The following is a 23,533-nucleotide window of genomic DNA, read 5'->3' on the forward strand; positions in this document are numbered from 1 at the left end:
TGTCAGTTGTAATGCTGCTTGATTTCCTTGATCGCCTGAATGAACGCCTCAACCTCTTGCTCCGTTGTGAAGCAGCCTACACTTGCTCGGACTGCGCCCGTCTCCATCGTGCCGGCAGCCTGATGCGCGAGAGGCGTGCAATGAAAACCGGAGCGAACCGCTATTTTATAATGCTGATCCAGAATAAACGCTGTCTCGGAAGGATCGGCACCCTCAAGGACAAATGAGACAATTCCCGTTCTGGGCTTGCCTGCATCCGGCCCCAGCACCCTCACGCCATTCACGGCAATCAGTCCTTCCATCATTAACTGGGCCAACTGCCATTCCTTTTGATAAATCCTGGCTGCAGTTTCCTGGTGAACATACTGCACACCCGCTCTAAGTCCTGCCAGTCCAGGCGTGTTTTGCGTCCCTGCCTCGTATCGGTCCGGCCGCACGGTTGGCTGTTCCGGTGACTCCGATTGACTGCCCGTACCGCCGTGCAGGAGCGGCTCCAGATCCACTGAGGGGTGAATATACAGCCCGCCCGTTCCTTGAGGCCCCAGCAGCCCTTTATGGCCCGGAAACGCGAGCATATCCACTCCCATCGCCTCAACATCAATTTCAACCGCCCCTGCTGTCTGCGCAGCATCCACAAGCAATTTGATACCGCGTTTCCTTGTGATTTCCCCAATCTCTGCAACCGGCAAAATCGCCCCTGTCAGGTTGGAGCTGTGATTGGCAATAACAAGCCTTGTATGAGGCACGATAGCCTGCTCCACCTGTCTGGCAGCTACTCCACCCTGCTCGTCAGCTTCCACATAGGTGACGGCTATGCCCAATGTCTTCTTTAACAGCTCCAAGGGACGGCGCACTGAATTATGTTCAACGCCGGTAGCAATGACATGATCGCCTGGTTTCACGAAACCTTTGATAGCCGTATTTAATGCCATGGTTGTATTCATCGCAAATGCTATATCATTGGGGTTGGATATATGAAACAATTTAGCAATCGTCTTTCTGGTATCGAACAGGATTCTACTGGCCCGTACAGCCATCTGATGACTGCCTCTGCCCGGATTGGCCGCATCATGCTCCATTGCCTTGATAACCGCATCAATAACGCTTGGCGGCTTAGGCCATGAGGTGGCGGCATGATCCAAATAGATGACGGGATCTTGATCATCTGCGCGCATCGGCAGTACCACTCCTTTTATTAAAGTTATCGTAGATTATATTCTTCTATTATATAGGAACATCAAAGAAGGAACTGTTAGGAACTTGCTTCTCAGGCACAGCAGGCTTCTTCACCCTCGACAATATACAAAGTATAACCTGATACTGATAATATACTTCATATGTTTCAAGAAGAACCTGTTCTGTCACACCTTTGTCTGCAGCGTTAATTTTCCCTCAATCCTCATAGAAAATGATAGGAATTGAAACCAAAAAAGCACCGGCTGTCGCTATCCTCTGGCGACAGGGTCATTTTATTCTTAACCATCAGAATACTGAGGTTCGGCCTGATTCCGCCTGTTATTTAAGAACTACATGCCCCTCCTCTTAATAATAGCATACTTAAGCATCAACCTTAAATCTCAAGGCTCCGCTCAAGTATGCTATAAAGGCCGCGCTATTATTGTCCGATTGCTGACCTCAGGGTGAATAACAAAACATCAACCCGAAACCGTGTAAAATCGATAATCAATGCAATCTGTTGCTTTGGCTCTTCCTGTATATCATTGGCCACAACATCATCGTATGGCAGCAATTACTTTCCTCATTATATCTATTCATCTAGCCGCCTTATTCAATGTCAGAAGTGCTTAGATCAGTAACCCATTAAATCCGATAATTTATTGCAGTAATTCAAGAAGACGTTCCAAATCCTGCTTATTGTAATACATCAGTTCAATTTTCCCCTTGTCCTTCTGCTGTTTGATTTTCACAGTTGTCTTAAACTGCTCCCTCAATGTCTCTTCCAGCTGTTCGATATATGGATCACGCTTGCTGGCTGTTGTCTTGGCTGGTTTAGCCTGACTTCGATCATCCAGAGATTGAATGGCTGCTTCCAGATCACGGACACTCCACTCGTTGGCAATAGATAATTCGGCCAACTCTTTCTTCCTTTGATCCTCCTTCACCCCAACCAGTGCTCTTGCATGTCCCATTGACAATGTTCCACGTGAAACATTTTCTTTAATTGAATCAGGCAAGGTGAGCAGGCGCAGAAAATTAGCGATATGCGATCTGGACTTCCCCACCTTCATGGAGAGCTCTTCCTGCGTTAAATTAAATTTGTCCATTAATGCCTGGTAAGCCAATGAAAGCTCAATAGCATTCAGATCTTCACGCTGCAGGTTCTCAATCAAAGCGATTTCCATTACCTGTTGATCGGAGAAGCTTCGAACAACCGCAGGTATGGTCGTATTCCCGCAAAGCTGGGAAGCGCGGAAACGTCGTTCGCCAGCTATAATTTCATAGCCTTTTAGCACAGTTCTTACGATAATAGGTTGAATAATGCCATGCTGTCTTATTGATTCAGCAAGCTCCTTAATCGCTTCTTCATCAAATGTTTTCCTCGGCTGATAGGGATTGGGACGCAGCTGAGACAAGGTAATTTCAATGACTTTATCATCTTCATTTACAGAAAGCGATGGGATAAGAGCATCAAGTCCTCTACCTAGTCGCTTGCTCATACATGATCACTTCCTTCGCAAGTTCAAGATAAACTTCGGCTCCTTTGGATCTTGGATCATACGTAATAATGGATTGACCATGAGAAGGAGCTTCACTCAATCTGACATTCCGCGGAATAATGGTTTGATAAACCTTTTGTTGAAAATATTTTTTGACTTCTTCAATAACCTGAATGCCCAGATTGGTCCTTGCATCAAACATCGTAAGCAGCACCCCTTCAATCTGAAGAGAGGTGTTCAGATGCTTTTGGACAAGCCTCACCGTGTTTAATAGCTGGCTCAATCCTTCAAGCGCATAATATTCACATTGAATAGGAATGATTACCGAATCAGAAGCGGTCAAAGAGTTGATGGTAAGGATCCCGAGTGAAGGCGGACAATCAATCAATATATAATCATACTGATTTTTCACTAGAGCAAGAGATTTCTTCAAACGCAGCTCACGCGAAATAGTAGGCACCAACTCAATTTCGGCGCCTGCGAGCTGAATCGTAGCAGGAATAATATTTAAACCCTCTATATTAGTAGGCACGGTTGCATCATTCGGATGAACGTCATTAATAAGCACGTCATAAATGCAATATGCCACATCGGCCTTATTGATTCCAATTCCACTGGTTGTATTGCCCTGCGGATCTATATCCACCAACAGAACCTTCTTGCCAAGCGATGCCAGACAAGCACCCAGGTTGACTGACGTTGTCGTTTTCCCGACACCGCCCTTCTGGTTCGTTATCGCAATCGTTTTAGACAAACCTTTCACCTCTATAGTTAGCTTGATATTCTTCTCAAACCCATTTCTGTGAAAATGAGTTTTCATTCTGTATGAATAGGGTAAATGTTTTTCAATTAGACAAAATGGCGATGCCGCCCGATAAACACGGACGGCCATGGTTGCCATTATGAAATGAATCAAAAAGAAACGGCTGCGCCGTCCTGGCGGCTTAGTTAGTTTCTATCCTCAGAAATATAACAAATAGTATGAACTACAATTTATATTATCTGATATTTCAAGAAACGGCTGCGTGACATTTCAGTGGAATCCAACCCAGCGAATATCAATAAGGACAACCCAATAGATGTATGCCTTAGAATATTTGAAGTAATGGTTGGTCTATTTGTCCTGCTCTTAAAATCTATCAGCGTTTTGGAATCTTTATGACAATCTCGTAATGATCTTCATAGTCTTTTTCATTGGTCTTGATCTGCAGCCCCGAGCCGGAAACCATATCAATGGACTGCCTGATCGTATTAAGTGCTAAACGGACATCTTTCGTAAAGGAAACACGTTTCGACTTCCCGGCTTTTGTTACTTCCTTGTAGAAAGCGACACGGGCTTCGGTCTGCTTGACGTTCAGTTCCTTGGAAAGGACATCATTTAACACCTTCGCCTGGAGGTCTTCCGTATCCAGCCCGAGCATTGCTCTGGCATGTCTTTCCGTAATTTTCCGTTCCATCAGAGCCGTCTTCACCATTTCACCAAGACCTAACAATCGAATCTTGTTGGCAATCGTAGATTGGCTCTTTCCTAACCTTTGAGCCAGACTCTCCTGAGTAAGGTTATGTAGATCAATCAATTTCTGATAGGCGATTGCTTCTTCAATAGCCGAGAGCCCCTCACGCTGAAGATTCTCAATTAATGCAATCGATGCGGCTTGAGAATCATTAAATTCGCGAATAATTGCAGGAATCGTTTCAAGACCAAGTTTTTTAACAGCTCGATATCGACGCTCGCCTGCTATGATTTCATAACGCTTATTGCGAATTCTCACAACGATCGGCTGAATTACGCCATGTGTCTTAATGGTTTGACTCAGTTCATCAATCCGGTCATCGTCAAATACAGTTCGCGGTTGATAAGGACTGGCATCAATTTCACCTATGGCGATATGCTTCACTTCATCCTGATTACTGCTCTTTGGATCGGCTAGGCCGAATAACCTGGAAAATTGTTCTTTCATCGCTTCAACTACCACCCGAATTCAAAGTGCCGAGTATTGTCGTTATTACTAATTCGTCGGCTGAAAGTTGATTTCCTGCTTGACATAGGGATAATGTAATAAAAAAGCCGACGTTAATGTTTCACGTGGAACATTTCATTTAAACCAAAGGCTGCTTAAGCGGCAACCCCGCTTTGCGAGGATATTGCAATGGAGTTGAGCCTTTTTTATCAATGACAATGATGCTTCGATCAGCCTGTTCGAAAGGAAGCTTGAACAGATGAGTTTCACGCAACTGGCCTTTGAGCAAAGCCATGCTCTTCCTTGCTTCCAGCAGTTCTTCTTCTGAATTGGCACCCTTCATGGCGGCAAATACACCGGTGATCCTGGCAAAGGGCAGGCAAAGCTCATTAAGGGCACTCAACCTTGCTACCGCACGAGCTGTTACCAAATCATAAGCATCTCGCTGGCCGGGAAGCCTTGCGACATCCTCTGCTCTTCCATGAATGCATGTAAAGTCAGCAAGCTTCAATTCCGCGGCAACATGCTGCAGAAATTGAATCCGTTTATTTAAAGAATCGACGATTGTCACTTTCAGGTGAGGAAAACAAATTTTGAGCGGAATGCTTGGAAATCCTGCCCCGGATCCGATATCTGCCAATGAACTTACCGCTCCCATATCCAGAAAGAAAGAAAGAGAAAGCGAGTCGTAGAAGTGCTTCTCGTACACCGCTTCTCTTTCTGTTATACCGGTTAAATTCATTTTTTCATTCCATTCGATAAGCAGACGGTAATACTGATCGAACTGCTTCACCTGGTAGTCGGAAATCATTATATTATTATCGTGCAGCAGCTGCACAAACCATTGTTCTGTTTGATCCATTATTACCCCCGCGCAGCTGTCACCCTATTGTAATGTTCAAGATGGACCAGAAGAATAGAAAGATCGGCTGGTGTAACACCCGATATTCTTGACGCTTGCCCAATGGATAGCGGACGAATCAAGGCAAGCTTCTGCTTTGCTTCTATCGCAATCCCATGCACGAGCGAATAATCGATATCCTCCGGTATCCGTTTCTTCTCCATTTTCCCAAGACGTTCAACCTGGACCAACTGTTTTTCGATATAACCAGCGTATTTAATTTGGATCTCCACCTGCTCCTTCATCTCCTCTGTAAGCTCGAAAGGAGAAGGGATAAAAGGTTCAATATGGGCATAAGTCAATTCCGGACGGCGAAGCAGCGTTAAGGCATCCGTAGTAAATTGCAGCGGCGTCGAACTAAGCTCCGTAAGAACAGGTTCAATGTCCTCCGGTTTGATTTTCGCTGTTTTCAATCGTTCAATCTCTTGTTCAACCAACGCTTTTTTGCGCAAAAACCGTTCGTGACGCGCTTCAGGAATCAGTCCGATTTCGTAACCGAGCGGCGTCAATCGCAGATCGGCATTGTCATGTCTGAGCAGCAGCCGGTATTCGGCACGCGATGTAAGCAGGCGGTAAGGCTCATTGGTTCCTTTCGTCACCAAATCATCGATGAGGACGCCAATATATCCTTGCGCACGGCCAATTATGACAGGCTCAAGCTTCTGCACTTTGCGTGCTGCATTAATGCCTGCCATAATGCCTTGGCCTGCTGCCTCCTCATAACCGGAGGTGCCGTTAATTTGACCGGCTGTAAACAAACCCGGTATAATCTTCGTTTCGAGCGAAGGCCAGAGCTGCGTAGGAACCACGGCATCGTATTCGATGGCATATCCGGTCCGCATCATCTCCACTTTTTCCAGACCAGGGATCGAACGCAAGATGCTTAATTGGACATCTTCCGGCATACTTGTCGATAATCCCTGCACATAATACTCCGATGTGTTCTTTCCTTCCGGCTCGAGGAAGATCTGATGCTTCGGTTTGTCGGCGAAACGAACAATCTTGTCTTCAATCGACGGACAATACCGTGGGCCGGTTCCTTCAATCTGACCCGAAAACAAGGGAGAACGATGAAGATTATCATTAATGATCCGATGCGTCTCTTCGGAGGTATAGGTCAACCAGCACGGCAATTGTTCATTGTCGGAAGATACCGTATCGTAGGAGAAGAATTTAGGCTTCTCGTCGCCGGGCTGAATTTCCGTTTTGCTAAAATCAATCGTGTCTCCATGCACCCTTGGCGGCGTACCTGTTTTGAATCGTACCAGTTCAAGACCGAGCTCCTTCAAACTGGCCGACAGCTTGACAGAAGGCTGTTGATTATTGGGGCCGCTCTCGTACATCAGCTCACCCATAATAACTTTACCGCGAAGGTAGGTTCCTGTTGTCACTACAACAGCTTTCGCCCGGTAGACAGCACCGGTCTTCGTGACTACCCCTACACATGCCCCGTCCTCAATTACCAGCTCTTCCACCATCCCTTGACGAAGTGTCAGATGGTCGGTCTCCTCGATTGTCTTCTTCATAAAATGCTGGTACATAAATTTGTCAGCTTGTGCACGCAGCGCATGAACAGCAGGCCCTTTACCCGTGTTCAGCATCCTCATTTGAATAAACGTTTTATCGATGTTGCGGCCCATTTCTCCGCCAAGCGCATCAATTTCGCGAACGACATGCCCTTTAGCCGGTCCTCCAATCGATGGATTACATGGCATAAAGGCAACCATATCCAAGTTGATTGTCAGCAGCAGCGTTTCGCTTCCCATCCGGGCGGCTGCAAGTGCCGCTTCACAGCCGGCATGACCTGCTCCTACAACAATGACATCGTATTGTCCTGCTTCATAACCCATTTTCCATAAACCCTCCTTGCTTCATAAAATTATTTACCTAAACAGAACTGAGAGAAGATTTGATCAATTAGAGACTCAGATACCGAATCGCCTAGCAATTCTCCAAGCTGCTCCCATGCCAGACGAACATCTATTTGCACAATATCAATCGGAATGCCAATTTCCGTAGCATCCATTGCATCAATAAGAGATTGCTTTGCATGCCCAAGCAGCGTAATATGTCTGACATTGCTCACGTAGGTCAGATCCGCTGATTCCAGCTGTCCACTAAAGAACATCCGGCTGATCGCCTGCTCAAGCTGATCCAATCCGGTTTCCTGCAGTACAGATAATCGAAGGATCGATTCCGGAGGAAACAACTCTTCAATTTCTGACGTATCCATTGCCTGGGGCAAATCAGTCTTGTTCAAGAGAACGATAACCTGCCGCCCGCGAAGCTGCTCCATCAACAGCCGGTCGTCCTCATGCAGCGGCTCCCCGGCATTGAGCATAAACAAAATTAAATCGGCATCGGCAAGTGCGGATCTTGAACGTTCCACACCAATCTTCTCGACAACATCGGTAGTCTCCCGGATACCTGCCGTATCAAGCAGTCTCAGCGGAATGCCGCCGATTGTGACAAATTCCTCGATCACATCCCGGGTAGTACCGGCGATTTCCGTCACGATAGCCTTATTCTCCTGCACCAACGCATTCAGCAGTGAGGATTTGCCGACATTGGGCCGCCCTACAATGGCCGTCACAATACCTTCTCTTAATATTTTGCCTTCAGCAGCGGTTTTTAGCAACAGGTTGATTTCGTCAATTGCCTCCCTGCTGCGTTGGCAAATATATGCATTGGTCATTTCCGTTACATCATGCTCCGGATAATCGATATTGACTTCAATATGCGCGAGAAGCTCGACAAGTGAATGGCGCAAGGCTTTGACCTTTTTCGACAGCGCCCCTTCTGCCTGCTTCATGGCAACCGTGAATGCCCGGTCCGATTTGGAGCGTATCAGATCGATTACGGCTTCAGCCTGCGTCAAATCGATTCTCCCATTCAAGAAGGCCCGCTTTGTAAACTCGCCTGGCTCTGCGATCCGCACAGAGCCTTCCTTTAGCAAAAGCTCCAGAACGCGCTTGACTGCAACCACGCCTCCGTGTGTGCTCAGCTCCACAACATCCTCGGCCGTGAAGGAACGCGGCCCCCTCATGACGGTCAACAACAGCTCCTCCACGACTTCTCCGCTGGCCGGATTCACAATATGACCGTAATGAACAGTATGCGAGGGCGCTTCCTCTATATTCGACTTTGACCGGAACAGCTTTGCCGTTTCACGGACGGCTTCATTTCCGCTTACCCGTATAACGGCAATGCCGCCCTCTCCGACAGCTGTCGAAATGGCGGCAATCGTATCTTCATTCATCATGACGTTATAAAGCCTCCAACCCTTTCTTTCTAAAGAAAAGTACTCCGTTCATTCAAAACAAAACGAGCAATGACCGTTAAAGAGCCATTGCTGGGAAGAAGTTGTGTTATCCAAGTGTTTATTTAAGTGTAATCACAACACGCCGATTGGGCTCGTCGCCTTTGCTGAACGTCTTTATCTTGGCGTGATTCTGGAGCTGCGAATGAATAATCTTCCGCTCATGAGGCGACATCGGTTCAAGAACCACTTCTTTTCTTGAACGAATGACCTGCCCTGCCAGTCGATCGGATAAATCCTCCAGCGTCTTGCGTCTGCGTTCCCGAAAATCCTCAGCATCGAGCACGATGCGAAGATGGCTGTCGGCATAACGGTTAGCTACGATGTTAACCAAATATTGCAAAGCATCAAGTGTTTGACCCCGCCGGCCAATGAGCATACCAAGATCTCCACTCCCAGACAGCGAGAGAACCAGCCCGTCCCTCGAATTATGACGGTCAATCGTGATCGTAAGTCCCATCGTACCCGCCACTTCGGTGACAAATCGCTCAGCTTCCGCAATAGGATCGATTGTTTCCTGCGGAGATTCCGGCAGTTCCACCGGCACCGGCTCTGGCTCGGGCAGCAGCGTAAGCTCCACCCTGGCCGCCCGCACACCAATCAACCCGAACAACCCTCTGGAGGGCTGTTCAAGCACGGACACATTCACACGGTCCGCCGTAACTTGTAACTCCGTTAATCCGTTTCGTACAGCATCTTCGATCGTTTTGCCCGATGCTACGGTTTTCTTCATTTCGCAGGTACACTCTCCTTACCCTTGGTTGAGGTGCGTACGTACAGAAAATAGTTTTGAACAATGGTATAAATGTTGCTGAAAATCCAGTACAGAGGCAGCGCAGCCGGGAATGACAGCGCCATAACGAAAATCAGGACCGGGAATATCATCATGATCCCCTGCATAGCCGGCATTGCTTTTTGCTGAGACTGCATCATCTTGGACTGGACGAAAGTCGTTATCGCTGCAAGGACCGGCAGTACGTAATACGGATCCTTCTCTCCCAGCTGCAGCCACAAAAAAGTATGTTCCCGTATGTTTTCATTCATATAAATCGAGTTGTAAAGCGCGATAAAGATAGGCATCTGCACAAGAAGCGGCAAACAGCCGGCCAGCGGATTAACCTTATGCTGCTGGAAAAGCTTCATGGTTTCTTCCTGCTGCTTCTGCGGATTATCCTTGTTTTTTTCTTTTATCTTGGCAAGCTCAGGCTGCAGAGCCTGCATCGCCTTGGAACTGCGGTACTGCTTCAGCGTCAGAGGCAGAATGATCGTCCGGACAATGACAACCATCAATAGAATGGCGATGCCGTATTCGCCGCCAAACCATTTGGCGAAATTCTCAAGAGTCAGTGAAAAGTAATAAACGACATTCCGCTGCCAGAAATTCCCGTTTGCCAGCTGATCCATGGATACCGGATGTGTGGTGGACGAGCAGCCGCTCAGCAGCAGCATCACTGCAGCTAACGCGAAAAAAGTAAACCAGGTACGTTTCGAAATACGGGACAACATGTAAAACTCCTCTCTCTGGCACCATCAAGCATGATGACCGGGCGGGTCAACCTTGCTAATTCTTTATCGTAAACTATATCACATTTTATGGCACAAAGAAACAAGCCCGGACATCCTTGATAAAGCGATTACAACCCTATCGCGTCATCTTGAGAAGACCGGCCTTTTTAAGAATATGCAGCATGCTTTTTTCCAGCTCAGCCATCTTCATGCCGACAGCAGGTTTGCGGACAATAATAATGAAATCAAGCTGTACGATTATTCGTTCCGCATTTTGCCTGACGATTTCCTTCACAAGCCTGCGCATCCGGTTACGAACGACGGCATTGCCTATTTTTTTGCTGGCCGAAACACCAAGCCGGAACGGATCCGATTTGTATTGGCGCGACCAGTAAACGACAAACTGGCTGTTGGCGAACGATTTGCCGTGTCGGTAAATCCGGCTGAAATCTTCGCGGTTTCGTAAACGCAGCTTTCTTTGCACGGCTATTCTTCACCGGACCTTTATATTCAATTATTCCCGATTAAATTAAAAAAAGACCACGGTAGTGGTCTTATGCTTAAGCACTCAGTACTTTTCTGCCTCTTTGACGGCGGGCGCTCAGCACTTTACGTCCATTTTTGGAAGCCATCCGTTTACGAAATCCGTGAACTTTCTTGCGTTTGCTAACATTCGGTCTAAATGTCGGTCTCATTTCTTGCACCTCCTGTTTTACGTACTCCCTCAACCAGCGAAAATCTATTCCTCGCCGTTTTCACGAGCGTTGATTATCACATTCACCAAGCATGAACGGCATTTCAGCCATTGCGAGCAGAACCACGTTCATCTTTAAAAAACGCCTTTTTCAATTAAACCATGATGCCCGCATAATGTCAATCATTCCATATTTCGAAGGAGTCTCTATATAGAAGAGAAAAATATTTGCCGCTGCCGCATATTGTGGATAATTGGCAAAACCGCACGGCTCCGGGCAAAAGTTAATAACATGTGGATGGATTTTCCGGCTATTCCTCGGCAATTGTCGAATTCTTAACATGATATTAACAATATCTTGTGTTGTCCATAACTTTTATACACAACCTATAGAATTTGTGGATAAATTCCGCCAACTCGTTGAAAAACAAGGGTTCTTTTGCTATGATAGACTTGTTTTCTGTGTGGATGACTCCATATCCCCCTCAGCTTTATCAACAGCCTGTGGATAACAATGTGAACAACATTCATCCCCTTTTGATAAAATTCTAGTGTCCATCCTACATAATGTGGACGATTGGTTCCCAATACCCGAAATTTCGACATCTTTATGCACAGCCATGCCGACTTTCGGCGAATTGGATAAGGAGTGACAATCTGTGGATAGCCATACGCACGAAATGTGGCAACAGGTGCTGTCGATCATACAAACAAAGCTGAGCAAGCCAAGTTTCGACACTTGGTTCAAAGCGACAAAAGCCTCGTTCAGCGGCGATTCTATGGTCATTGTGACAGCACCTACGACTTTTGCGGCCGAATGGCTCGAAAGCCGTTATACGAAGCTTGTGCGGACAACGCTGCAAGAATTTCTGGGCCGCCAATACGATATCAAATTTGTGATTGAAGAGAATAAACCGCCGGAGCCTGCCATTGAACAGCCGCAGATCATCCCTACCGTTCATGTCGGACCCGAAGAAACGTTCTCCTATATGCTTAATCCCAAATACACATTTGATACCTTTGTCATTGGGGCCAACAACCGTTTTGCGCATGCAGCATCCCTGGCTGTTGCCGAGGCGCCGGCCAAAGCCTATAATCCGCTTTTTCTCTATGGCGGTGTGGGGCTTGGCAAAACGCATCTGATGCATGCGATCGGCCATTATATTTTGGAGCATGTTCCCAGCACACGGGTACTTTATTTGTCTTCAGAGAAGTTTACCAACGAATTTATCAATGCGATCAGAGACAACCGCGGGGAGAGCTTCCGGACGAAATACCGCAACATTGATGTGCTGCTTATCGATGATATTCAGTTTCTGGCCGGCAAGGAACAGACGCAGGAGGAGTTTTTCCATACCTTCAACGCTCTGCATGAAGAACGCAAACAGATTGTGATCTCAAGTGACCGGCCACCCAAAGAGATTCCGACTCTCGAAGAACGGCTTCGTTCCCGTTTTGAATGGGGACTTATAACAGATATTCAACCGCCAGACCTGGAGACGCGGATTGCTATATTAAGAAAGAAAGCAAGAGCGGAGAACCTGGATATTCCCAATGAAGCGATGGTTTACATAGCCAGTCAAATAGATACGAACATCCGGGAGCTCGAAGGGGCTCTAATCCGTGTGGTGGCCTATTCTTCCCTTATTAACGAGGATATATCCTCCCATTTGGCTGCGGAAGCACTGAAGGATATTATTCCATCCAGTCGTCCGAGAATGATCACGATGCAGGATATACAGCAGAAGGTCGGCGAGCTGTATGGACTTAAGCTGGAGGAGTTTAAAGCACGCAAACGGACCAAGGCAGTCGCTTTTCCGCGTCAGGTTGCCATGTACTTGTCCCGTGAGCTGACGGATTTCTCGCTACCCAAAATTGGCGAGGCCTTCGGGGGCCGGGACCATACAACCGTTATCCATGCCCACGAGAAAATTACACAGCAGCTCAAGATCGATCAGGACTTATATAAAATCGTCCAGACGCTTACCGATAAGATCAAAAATCACACCTGATTTTATACACAAGTGGATACGAAAATTCTCCAAGCCTATGCACAGCCTGTACACATGTGGATAGGCTTGATTTATCAGCATTTTATTCACTTATCCACATATTCCGGCCCCCTACTACGACTACGGCTAATAAATAATTAAATAAACATCATCAATTTAGAGTGTAAAAGGATTCACAAACAAAGCCCAACACCGTGCGCAATTGTCTCTATTTTTCAGGAAGCTATTTTAGGAGTGAAACCAAGATGAAACTAATGATCAGAAAAGACCAGCTCAATGATGCCATCCAGCAAGTTTCCAAAGCCTCTTCATCGAGGCCTGCTATTCCTATCCTTGGGGGAATCAAGTTTGATGTCACCCATCAAGGCGTCACCCTGACAGCAAGCGACACCGATATTTCGATCCAAAGCTTCATTCCTGTGGAAAATGGAGAATTTGTCGTCGCCCGAATCGACAAGCCGGGCAGCGTTGTGCTTCCTGCCAAATTCTTCGTCGAGATTGTCAAAAAACTGCCGTCGGATGAGCTCGAAATCGAAGTGAAGGACAATCACCAGACGATGATCCGCTCCGGCTCCACGGATATTCAAATGATTGGCCTTGATCCGGAGGAATTTCCCATCCTCCCGACCATAGAAGAGAAAGACACGATTTCCGTTCCCGGCGATATGCTCAAAATGATGATCCGGCAAACGGTATTCGCCACCTCCACCAGTGAACAAACGCCTATTTTGACCGGTACCTTATGGAATCTGGCTGAAGGACAGTTGAAATTTGTCGCAACGGACCGCCACCGCCTCGCCAGCCGTACCGCTAACGTTCAAACGGAAGCCGACTACCGGTTCTCCAATGTCGTTATTTCCGGCAAAACGCTCAATGAACTGTCCCGGCTCATCCCCGACGACAACAGCCATGTAAATATTTTCGTCGCTGACAACCAGGTTTTGTTCAAAATTGGACATGTCCTGTTTTATTCGCGTATATTGGATGGTACCTACCCCGATACTTCTAAAATTATTCCGCAGCAGTTCAAAACAGAACTGGTGCTTAACACAAAAAAATTAACGGATTCGATAGACCGGGCGTATTTGATGTCCCGGGAAGAGAAAACGAATATTGTCCGCCTGATGACGCAGGAGGACGGCACCATCGAAATTTCCTCCAGCTCGGCTGAGCTTGGGCGGGTTACGGAGCAGCTGGAAGTCAAGGAAATGAACGGCGAGCCGCTGCGTATTGCCTTTAACTCCAAATATGTGCTCGATGCCCTGAAAGTCATCGACAGCGAATATTTGTTCATCGGATTTACCGGAGCGATGAGCCCGATTATCATTAAGCCGACGGATCATTCACACAGCCTGCATCTCATCCTGCCGTACCGGACTACAGGCTAAAGGGAGCAATCAGAACATGACGGAAGTTGAAATTACGACGGAATATATCGCGCTTGGGCAGTTTCTAAAGCTGTCAGGGTGCATCGATACGGGCGGAGCTGCGAAGTTTTTTTTGCAGGAAGCCGAGGTCAAGATCAATGGAGAAGCGGATAATCGGAGGGGCCGTAAGCTTTACAGCGGTGACCGGGTCGAAATAAAAGGACATGGCCTCTTTACGGTCGTAAAGCGTTAATGCGTCAATGCAATTAAGCATTGGCAGCAAACGGGAGGCAGCACGGTGTATCTGAATTCCATACAATTGCAGCATTACCGCAACTATGAACAGCTGGAAGTGAAAACAGACAGTCAGGTCAATCTGTTTGTCGGCCCCAACGCCCAGGGAAAAACGAATCTGCTGGAAGCGATATTTGTTCTGGCCTTAACCAAATCCCATCGTACCAGCAAAGACAAGGAACTGATCGGCTGGCAGTCCAGCGACGCAAGAATTCTTGGGGAAGTGGAGAAAAAATACGGCACGCTCAAGCTGGATCTGACCTTGTCCACTCAAGGCAAGAAGGCCAGAATCAATGGCCTGGAGCAGCGGAAGCTGAGTGATTTTGTCGGATCGCTTAATGTTGTCATGTTCGCACCCGAGGATCTGGAAATTGTAAAAGGAACACCTGGCATCCGCAGGCGGTTCCTGGATATGGAAATCGGCCAGGTGCAGCCTGGTTATTTGCATTCGCTGGGACAGTATCACAAAGTGCTTTTGCAGCGTAACAATTATTTAAAAGCCTCCTCCCCGTCAAGCTCCCAGCAGGCCATGCTCGACGTATGGAATATGCAGCTTATTGAGTATGGTGTTAAAATTATGAAAAAAAGGCAAAGCTTTATTCATAAGCTGCAAAAGTGGGCTCAGCATATCCATTCCGGCATAACCGCGGGGGCGGAGGAATTGACAATTGTCTACCGTCCCTCCTTCGATACGGACGCTGCGGAAGAAGAATCTGTTTTATTTGAGCAATTTATGATAAAGTTAACACAGGTAAAAGATCAGGAACTGCGCCGTGGGATGACGCTTGTCGGCCCCCACCGTGATGATCTGGCCTTTTTTATAAATGGCAAGGAAGCTGCCGTCTACGGTTCACAAGGGCAGCAGCGTACAACCGCGTTATCGCTCAAGCTGGCTGAGATTGAACTCATTCATGAGGAAATCGGAGAATATCCGCTGCTGCTGCTGGATGATGTTTTATCGGAGCTTGACCAGAATCGGCAGACACAGCTGATTGAAACCTTTCAAAGCAAGGTACAGACCTTTATTACCACAACAGGTCTGGAGAGCGTCGATGTGAGCAAGCTGCAGGGCTCTCGAATCTATCATGTCCGCAATGGCGAAGTCATTCTTTAATGCGGCACGAACGAAGGGTGGAAGCTATGTATATACATTTGGGCGGAGAAAAAATAATTCGCGCCGCGGAGCTCGTGGCGATCTTTGATATTTCCATCGAACAGTCCTCCAAGCTTTCCAAGCAATTCGTAGCTCAAGCCCGCAAACGCAAGGACGTTGAAGTGATCGGTGAGGAAGAGGCAAAATCAATCGTGGTCACCCAGCAAAAAATCTATTATTCCCCGATATCTTCCTCCACATTGAAGAAGCGTTCGCATCATTTCGCGACCAATTAACTGTATTCGGTAGACCCCGTAAGCTTAGCTTATGCTCGTATAGAGATTTTGGATCAAGGGTGCGTCTTTTTCTATCTGCCGCCAGGGCATTTGAGGTGCATTATCTCACGAAAGCGCCGAAGATTACGGCTGCGAAGTTGCGTTTTCCCACGAGAACGCTCAGGTATCAAGCATTGAGAGGAGCAGTGAATTCCAGCATGTCGTTGAACCAGAATACGTATGATGAAAGTCAAATACAAGTCCTGGAAGGTTTGGAAGCTGTTCGTAAGCGTCCCGGGATGTATATCGGCTCCACCAGCTCCAAAGGTCTTCACCATCTCGTATGGGAGGTTGTCGACAACAGCATCGATGAAGCGCTGGCTGGTTACTGTGACCGGATCCTGGTTACTGTGCATGAGGATAACAGTGTAACCGTCGTCGATAACGGCCGGGGGATTCCCGTCGGAGAGAATGCCAAGCTGAAAAGACCGACTGTTGAGGTCGTACTGACCGTTCTTCATGCCGGCGGTAAATTTGGCGGCGATGATTCCGGCTATAAAGTGTCCGGGGGCCTTCATGGCGTCGGAATATCCGTTGTTAACGCTCTGTCCGAACAGGTCATTGTGACCGTCAGCCGCGAAGGGAAAATTCATCAGCAGGAGTACCGCCGGGGAGTGCCCCAGTATGACTTGAAAATAATCGGGGAAACCGAAGACACCGGAACCACCGTTCATTTTAAGCCCGATGAGGAAATTTTCAAAGAAACAACAGTCTTTGAATATGAGGTTCTGCAGTCGCGTATACGAGAGATTGCTTTTTTGAATAAAGGCATTGAAATTGTTCTGCTTGACGAGCGCACAGGCGCAACCAATACGTACCGGTATGACGGCGGTATTATCGAGTTTGTCGAGTATTTGAACCGTAATCGAGAAGCTCTGCATCAGCAGCCGATTTATGTGGAAGGCTCCAAGGATAATATTCAGATTGAGGTCGCCCTGCAGTACAATGACAGCTACAGCGAGAATATTTATTCCTTTGCCAACAACATCAATACCCATGAGGGCGGCACGCATGAATCCGGCTTTAAAAGCGCATTGACGCGGATCATCAACGATTATGCCCGCAAAATGAATGCCATCAAGGATAACGATTCCAACTTGTCCGGTGATGATGTGCGTGAAGGGCTGACAGCGATCATATCCGTCAAGATTCCCGAGCCGCAATTTGAAGGGCAGACCAAGACAAAGCTCGGCAATAGTGAAGTCCGCGGTATCGTGGAGTCCTGCTTTGCGGAGAAGCTCCAGGAATTTTTGGAAGAGAATCCGGCTGTTGCCAAGAAAATCATTGAAAAAGGGCTTCAGGCCTCCCGGGCCCGCGAGGCAGCCCGTAAGGCGCGTGAGCTGACCAGACGCAAAAGCGCCCTGGAAGTCAGTTCGCTTCCAGGCAAGCTGGCAGATTGCTCCTCCAAGGATGCCTCTATAAGCGAGTTGTATATCGTTGAGGGTGACTCGGCAGGCGGTTCCGCCAAGCAAGGAAGGGATCGTCATTTTCAGGCCATCCTGCCATTGCGGGGAAAAATTCTCAACGTCGAACGCGCGCGGCTGGACCGGATATTGGGAAATACCGAAATCCGTGCGATCATTACTGCACTGGGCACAGGCATCAGTGATGACTTTGACCTTGCCAAGGCGCGTTACCATAAGGTTATCCTAATGACGGATGCCGATGTCGACGGTGCCCATATACGGACCCTGCTGCTCACCTTCCTTTATCGCTACATGCGCAAAATCCTGGAGGCCGGCTTTATCTACATTGCCCAGCCGCCGCTGTTCAAGATTGAACGCAATAAGGTCATCCGGTACGCGCAAAGCGAGAAAGAACGCGACGAGATTATCGCAGGATTCGGTGAAGGCGCCAAGGTAGGCGTACAGCGGTACAAAGGTCTTGGAGAAATGAATGCTGTGCAGCTATGGGAGACAACCATGGACCCCGAAAGCCGTACTATGCTCCAGGTTTCAATTGAGGATGCAATGGAGGCCGATCAGATGTTTGAGACCCTTATGGGCGATAATGTCGAACCACGCCGCGAATTTATTCAGCAGTATGCCAAACTTGTCAAAAACCTGGATATCTAACCAGAAAAACAAAAAACCGCGCTCGCTCGAAACGAGGGCGGTTTTTTTCTGCCAACAACGAATGGGAAGGACAGGTTCACGAACGTTTTTTTGTGGATTTGAAGCGTCCATAGAGGAGGCCGTAACGATATATTTTTCGAAATACCCGTTTATCCGGAAGTTTACGAAACAGGAACGGGTCGGGCAGCGTATTTACTTCCAGAATCCACGGCTTGAATGAGGTATCTACAGCGACATCGACGCCTAATTCTTTAAGTCGTGGGTAATCGTTTTGCAGCTGTCTGGCTACGGAGACGCCCAGCTTCCGCAGCCGGCTTTTAAGATTTCTAATTTGAACCTTGGTGAGATGGCTTTGCATTAATCGTTCGATAGTCATAGGGGTGCCCCCGCTGTGATAATTCGTAACGATTTTGGAAGGATGGCTGAGCCTGCCGATAATGCCCGTTGATTCCCACTCATGCCTGTCATTTTTTTGAACCATGACGCGAATATCGAATCTTCTCCCTTTGTGCTTAAGGAGATGGATTCCCCTCTGTACCAGATAAGTACGGGATTTTATGACCGTCTGCAGACTTGCTGCCATGGCCTCGAATCCTGAAAAGGTCCTGATCCGGGTACCGAGCTGGTAGGTGTAGTGATTCTCTAGCTTTTCGACCCGAATAACGCCGCTGCCGAAGGTGCCTTGATCGGGTTTCACATATACCATTTTATATTCGTTTAGCATTGATCGGAGTGTTTCGCTGCTCCATTTTTTCGTAGTGGGGATGGAATCACGCATTTCTTCTGACTTTACCAGGGAATTTGTTTTCGCCCATTTGCTTTTTACACGTTGGATCGCCAAAGCGGCTCCGCCTTTCGGAATCTATTCTTGACCAGTGGTGAATTACAGCGCATGCAGGAGACAGAGGTGAAAAACGATGGTATAATAGGGATTATGCCTATTTTTGCTTTCTCCCTGTTTGATCCGGAATGTGCCTGTCAAAATCCATTCCCCATCAGTTTATGCGATAGCGTTGAAGTGGAAAGTGCATTCACCCATAATTTGGAGTTTATTGGGCCTTTCTGCAGATTTATAAGATCAGTAAGGTTTAACCTCGGCAGTATTGTGAAATGACTATAAGGTTCTTTCTATGTATCCCTCGTACAAGCATTCAACGAAGAAACCTGCAAAATTTCTCTGCTGAATCATTTATGATAATCAATCAAGAAGTATTTTAGGAGGACCACAATGGCTGAAGAACATCGTTCGCAAGTAGTAAATCGCGATATCGGCGTCGAGATGCGGGATTCGTTCATGGATTATGCGATGAGCATTATCGTGAGCCGTGCGCTCCCCGATGTCAGGGATGGCCTAAAGCCGGTTCATCGACGCATTCTGTTTGCGATGTCGGAGCTGGGCATGTCCCCGGACAAGCCATATAAGAAATCTGCCAGAATCGTCGGCGAAGTTATCGGTAAGTATCATCCTCATGGTGACTCGGCTGTTTATGAAACGATGGTACGGATGGCGCAGGACTTTTCGCTGCGGTATATGCTGATTGACGGTCATGGAAACTTTGGATCCATTGACGGCGACATGGCAGCGGCTATGCGTTACACGGAAGCTCGCTTATCGAAGATTGCTATGGAGATGCTCCGTGATATAAACAAAGAAACGATCGATTTCGCACCCAACTATGATGGGGAAGAAAATGAACCTGTCGTTTTGCCGGCGCGCTTTCCAAACCTGTTAGTCAACGGGGTTACCGGTATCGCGGTTGGGATGGCCACCAATATTCCCCCGCATAACCTGGGTGAGGTTATTGACGGTGTTCAGGCGCTCATCCGAAATCCGGAGATCACGCCGCTGGAACTGATGGATTATATCAAGGGCCCGGATTTCCCTACAGCCGGTTTCCTGATGGGGCGGGAAGGGCTGCGTCAGGCCTATACTACGGGACGCGGATCGGTGACGATGCGCGCACGAGCAACTATAGAAGATAACAATGGCAAAGGACGAATCATCGTCCATGAACTGCCTTATCAGGTCAACAAGGCACGTCTCGTAGAGAAAATTGCTGAACTCGTTCGGGAGAAAAATATTGACGGAATCACCGATCTCCGTGATGAATCCGATCGCACAGGAATGCGCGTGGTCGTGGAGCTGCGCCGTGATGTGAATCCCAGCGTTGTTTTGAACAATCTGTACAAGCAAACCCAGATGCAAATGAATTTCGGCTTTAATATGCTGGCATTGGTTAATCACGAGCCCCGTGTATTAAATCTCCGAGATATTTTGTATTACTATTTGCAGCATCAAATTGAGGTTATCCGCCGCCGTACCGAGTTCGATCTCAGGAAAGCGGAGGCCCGCGCCCATATTCTCGAGGGCTTGCGTATCGCGCTGGATAATCTGGATGAGGTCATTTCTCTTATCAGAGCATCCCAAACTACCGATATTGCCCGCGAAGGGCTGATTTCCAGATTCTCTCTCAGCTATGATCAAGCCCAGGCGATATTAGAGATGAGACTGCAGCGTCTCACCGGGTTGGAACGGGAGAAAATCGAAGCCGAATATGAAGAGCTGCAGAGGAAGATCGCGGAGTATCGTGCCATTTTGGCCGATGAGCAGCTTGTTTTGCAAATCATCAGCGAGGAACTGGAAGAAATCAAAGCCAAATTCGGTGATGAGCGCCGTACAGAACTTATGGCGGGTGAGAATGAAATCCTCGACGAGGACCTTATTCCGCGGGAAGATGTGATCATTTCGGTAACCCATTCCGGATATGTGAAACGTCTGCCGGTTTCCACGTACCGCAGCCAGAAGCGCGGCGGCCGGGGAGTCATCGGTATGGATACGAAGGATAACGATTTTGTTGAGCATCTTTTTGTATCCAATACCCATCATTTCCTGTTGTTCTTCACGGACAAAGGTAAAGTTTACCGGTTGAAGGCCTATGAGATTCCGGATTTGAGCCGCACAGCGCGGGGAACGCCAATTATTAATCTGATCCAGATTGAAGCGGGCGAAACCGTCAATGCGGTCATCCCGGTTGAAGAGTTCAATCCGGACCTTTATCTGTTCTTCGCCACCAAACAGGGCGTTGTGAAAAAAACACCGCTTGATGACTATTCCAACATCCGTAAAATCGGATTGATTGCCATCAATCTGCGGGACGATGACGATTTAATTGGAGTCAAGCTGACCGATGGCAACCAGGAGATTATTATGGGGACTAGCCAAGGGATGTCTATTCGCTTCCCCGAGCAGGATGTGCGCCCAATGGGCCGTTCAGCAACAGGGGTTAAAGGGATCAATGCGGACGATGATGATTATGTCATTGGCATGGATGTTGTTGTGCCGGAGAACGAGGTTCTGATCGTAACAGCCAAAGGCTACGGCAAACGGACGCCGATTAATGATTACCGGATACAGAGCAGGGGAGGCAAAGGAATCAAAACCCTGAATGTGACCGAAAAGAATGGCCCGATCGCCAGTCTCAAAATGGTGCATGATGATGAGGATCTAATGATTATGACCTCGCTTGGAACGATGATCCGTACAAGCATGGGCGGAATTTCCACTATGGGCCGGAATACGCAGGGGGTCAAGCTGATCCATATAAGAGACGACGATTCTGTCGCTACTGTGACGCGTGTAGCCAAGAGCGATGAATCGGACATCATCGACGCGATCGGCGAGGACCAGGAATCCCCGGAACAATCTGAAGCCATACAATCGATTGAAACAGTAGATACACCTTCTGATGAATCGGATGAATCCTGACCTGATGTGCATGAGGACATAATATGGAGATGAGAGCTATGGCAACAGTAGCAGTTTCGCAAATCAAGCCTGGAGACAAAATTGCTCAAGACGTTCTTACCCCTCTAGGAAGTGTCCTCTTTCACAAAGGTAAAATTGTAACCGCGCGGGAACTGGAAATACTTCAGGCATTTCTGGTTCCGAGCGTTGTAATCAACTCTACTGATGATAAGAATACGGATGAAGATTCCAGTGCCGATAAAACGTCGGACTCCAATAAGCAATCCGTGAAGGCTGCATCTCCATTAATGGAGCAGTATGACCTCATGGTAGCTCTGCTCAAAAGAGTGTTCGCCCAAGTGAACAGCGGCGTGAATATTCCTATATTGGATATCCGGAATCAGCTCGAAGCCTTATTGCAGCATATCGGTGATTACAAAATATTAAATTTCTCTCCGCCTTCCGTTAATAACAATGATTACTTATTTCACAAAAGCGTGATGTCGGCCATGAGCTGTTATATGCTGGCACAGTGGAATAGTTTTCCCAGGAATGAGTGGATGCAGGCGGCACTTGCCGGCTTGCTTCACGATATTGGCAATGCCAAAGTCGATTCTGCTATCCTGAATAAGCCGTCGAACCTGACGACCGAGGAAGTCGAAGAAATGAAACGCCACACGGTTAATGGCTATCAGCTTCTCAAGAACGTGACCGCTCTTACAGAGGGGGCGAAGCTGGCAGCGCTCCAGCATCATGAGCGTGTTGATGGAAGCGGCTACCCCCTTGGTCTGGAGGCTCAGAAGATTCATCCATTCGCGAAGCTGGTTGCGATCTCTGATATCTTTAATGCGATGACGATGAAACGGGCTTACCGCAAGGCGACCTCTCCCTATGTGGTGCTTGAGCAGATCCAGAAGGACTCCTTCGGGAAGCTCGAGCCGGTCTATGTGCAAACCTTTATCGATAAGGTTACACAGTTTCATAACGGCACCCTTGTCCGTTTAAGCGATAACCGGATTGGCGAGATCGTATTCTCCGACCGCAATGCTCCTACCCGTCCATGGGTGAGTGTGAATGGAACGATTATTAATTTAACAGTAGAGCGGCAGCTCTTTATAGAGGAGATTATACCTAAAACAGATTCCTCCAAATAATTGTTGACGTTCAAACTCAGGCTGTGTTATATTACTCCTTGCCGCATTTTTGGCAGGCTAATATAGCACAGTTTTTTATATGGAAAGAAAAGAAGTAAACTTACTTTTTTTCAAAAAAGTACTTGCAATGAGCTAGGCGGATGTGATATATTAATCAAGTCGCCGCTGAAGCGAACGACGAGAGCTTACGAAGCAGGAAAGCCTTGCGGCGCCTGCAAGAAGAAGCATTTGTTCTTTGAAAACTGAACAATGAGCGACCTGTCAAACAGGTTTTAAAGAATGAGCTGTTTTTAGCTTATCTGTAAGTTACGAGATCTTCGGATCTCTTTTATGGAGAGTTTGATCCTGGCTCAGGACGAACGCTGGCGGCGTGCCTAATACATGCAAGTCGAGCGGATT

General features: G+C 47.6%; 20 protein-coding genes and 1 rRNA gene. 9 read left to right on the plus strand and 12 right to left on the minus strand.

The window, feature by feature from the left end:
* Positions 1-2: 2 nt before the first annotated feature.
* The 11 genes from AC0YOB_RS19850 to rpmH all read right to left on the minus strand — a co-directional run bounded on the left by AC0YOB_RS19850 (position 3) and on the right by rpmH (position 11,060).
* Complete coding sequence (locus tag AC0YOB_RS19850) at positions 3-1,175, minus strand: aminotransferase class V-fold PLP-dependent enzyme (protein ID WP_475794214.1); 1,173 nt, start codon at positions 1,173-1,175, stop codon at positions 3-5.
* Between the two features lie 660 nt (positions 1,176-1,835).
* The gene (locus tag AC0YOB_RS19855; protein WP_475794215.1) at positions 1,836-2,678 is read right to left on the minus strand and encodes a ParB/RepB/Spo0J family partition protein; all 843 of its coding nucleotides are present in this window, start codon (positions 2,676-2,678) and stop codon (positions 1,836-1,838) included.
* Complete coding sequence (locus tag AC0YOB_RS19860) at positions 2,659-3,432, minus strand: ParA family protein (protein WP_210046640.1); 774 nt, start codon at positions 3,430-3,432, stop codon at positions 2,659-2,661. Before AC0YOB_RS19860 ends, AC0YOB_RS19855 begins: the two co-directional genes overlap by 20 nt.
* Before the next feature lie 385 nt (positions 3,433-3,817).
* Positions 3,818-4,639 (minus strand): nucleoid occlusion protein, encoded by an 822-nt coding sequence (gene noc / locus AC0YOB_RS19865; RefSeq protein ID WP_475794216.1) that lies wholly within the window; start codon positions 4,637-4,639, stop codon positions 3,818-3,820.
* A 139-nt stretch (positions 4,640-4,778) separates the two neighbouring features.
* A complete protein-coding gene (rsmG, locus tag AC0YOB_RS19870) occupies positions 4,779-5,501 on the minus strand; it encodes a 16S rRNA (guanine(527)-N(7))-methyltransferase RsmG (RefSeq protein WP_475794217.1) in 723 nt (240 codons plus the stop codon).
* 2 nt (positions 5,502-5,503) lie between these two features.
* Positions 5,504-7,390, minus strand: coding sequence for a tRNA uridine-5-carboxymethylaminomethyl(34) synthesis enzyme MnmG (gene mnmG, locus AC0YOB_RS19875; protein WP_475794218.1), 1,887 nt, complete (start codon positions 7,388-7,390; stop codon positions 5,504-5,506).
* Between the two features lie 29 nt (positions 7,391-7,419).
* Entirely contained in the window at positions 7,420-8,799 is a 1,380-nt protein-coding gene (mnmE, locus tag AC0YOB_RS19880) for a tRNA uridine-5-carboxymethylaminomethyl(34) synthesis GTPase MnmE (protein WP_475794235.1), read from the minus strand.
* Between the two features lie 121 nt (positions 8,800-8,920).
* Positions 8,921-9,592, minus strand: a complete 672-nt coding sequence (gene jag / locus AC0YOB_RS19885; RefSeq protein WP_475794219.1) for an RNA-binding cell elongation regulator Jag/EloR — start codon at positions 9,590-9,592, stop codon at positions 8,921-8,923.
* Positions 9,589-10,365, minus strand: coding sequence for a YidC/Oxa1 family membrane protein insertase (locus tag AC0YOB_RS19890; RefSeq protein ID WP_210046601.1), 777 nt, complete (start codon positions 10,363-10,365; stop codon positions 9,589-9,591). Before AC0YOB_RS19890 ends, jag begins: the two co-directional genes overlap by 4 nt.
* Positions 10,366-10,501: 136 nt before the next feature.
* Positions 10,502-10,849, minus strand: a complete 348-nt coding sequence (gene rnpA / locus AC0YOB_RS19895; RefSeq protein ID WP_475790647.1) for a ribonuclease P protein component — start codon at positions 10,847-10,849, stop codon at positions 10,502-10,504.
* Positions 10,850-10,925: 76 nt separating this feature from the next.
* Complete coding sequence (gene rpmH, locus AC0YOB_RS19900; protein ID WP_189000351.1) at positions 10,926-11,060, minus strand: 50S ribosomal protein L34; 135 nt, start codon at positions 11,058-11,060, stop codon at positions 10,926-10,928.
* A gap of 658 nt (positions 11,061-11,718) precedes the next feature.
* Between rpmH and dnaA the strand changes: the two genes are divergently transcribed.
* The 6 genes from dnaA (at position 11,719) to gyrB (ending at position 18,235) form a co-directional block, all read left to right on the plus strand.
* Complete coding sequence (dnaA, locus tag AC0YOB_RS19905) at positions 11,719-13,071, plus strand: chromosomal replication initiator protein DnaA (protein ID WP_210046599.1); 1,353 nt, start codon at positions 11,719-11,721, stop codon at positions 13,069-13,071.
* Between the two features lie 245 nt (positions 13,072-13,316).
* On the plus strand, positions 13,317-14,459 hold the full coding sequence (gene dnaN / locus AC0YOB_RS19910) for a DNA polymerase III subunit beta (protein WP_210046598.1): 1,143 nt from the start codon (positions 13,317-13,319) through the stop codon (positions 14,457-14,459).
* Between the two features lie 16 nt (positions 14,460-14,475).
* On the plus strand, positions 14,476-14,691 hold the full coding sequence (gene yaaA / locus AC0YOB_RS19915; RefSeq protein WP_210046597.1) for a S4 domain-containing protein YaaA: 216 nt from the start codon (positions 14,476-14,478) through the stop codon (positions 14,689-14,691).
* 45 nt (positions 14,692-14,736) lie between these two features.
* Positions 14,737-15,846: a DNA replication/repair protein RecF gene (recF, locus tag AC0YOB_RS19920; protein WP_210046596.1), complete on the plus strand. Its 1,110-nt coding sequence runs from the start codon at positions 14,737-14,739 to the stop codon at positions 15,844-15,846.
* A 26-nt stretch (positions 15,847-15,872) separates the two neighbouring features.
* The gene (remB, locus tag AC0YOB_RS19925; RefSeq protein ID WP_189000361.1) at positions 15,873-16,121 is read left to right on the plus strand and encodes an extracellular matrix regulator RemB; all 249 of its coding nucleotides are present in this window, start codon (positions 15,873-15,875) and stop codon (positions 16,119-16,121) included.
* A gap of 197 nt (positions 16,122-16,318) precedes the next feature.
* The gene (gene gyrB / locus AC0YOB_RS19930) at positions 16,319-18,235 is read left to right on the plus strand and encodes a DNA topoisomerase (ATP-hydrolyzing) subunit B (protein ID WP_475794220.1); all 1,917 of its coding nucleotides are present in this window, start codon (positions 16,319-16,321) and stop codon (positions 18,233-18,235) included.
* Between the two features lie 76 nt (positions 18,236-18,311).
* On the opposite strand, the gene AC0YOB_RS19935 is transcribed toward gyrB, so the two are convergent.
* A complete protein-coding gene (locus tag AC0YOB_RS19935; protein ID WP_475794221.1) occupies positions 18,312-19,076 on the minus strand; it encodes a YheC/YheD family protein in 765 nt (254 codons plus the stop codon).
* 387 nt (positions 19,077-19,463) lie between these two features.
* On the opposite strand from AC0YOB_RS19935, the gene gyrA reads away from it, so the two are divergent.
* The 3 genes from gyrA to AC0YOB_RS19950 form a co-directional block, all read left to right on the plus strand.
* Positions 19,464-22,001, plus strand: coding sequence for a DNA gyrase subunit A (gene gyrA / locus AC0YOB_RS19940; RefSeq protein ID WP_475794222.1), 2,538 nt, complete (start codon positions 19,464-19,466; stop codon positions 21,999-22,001).
* A 38-nt stretch (positions 22,002-22,039) separates the two neighbouring features.
* A complete protein-coding gene (locus AC0YOB_RS19945; RefSeq protein WP_475794223.1) occupies positions 22,040-23,134 on the plus strand; it encodes an HD-GYP domain-containing protein in 1,095 nt (364 codons plus the stop codon).
* 327 nt (positions 23,135-23,461) lie between these two features.
* Positions 23,462-23,533: ribosomal RNA gene (locus tag AC0YOB_RS19950) — 16S ribosomal RNA — on the plus strand; the annotation flags it as partial.

This window comes from Paenibacillus sp. JT31N17, assembly GCF_056269255.1.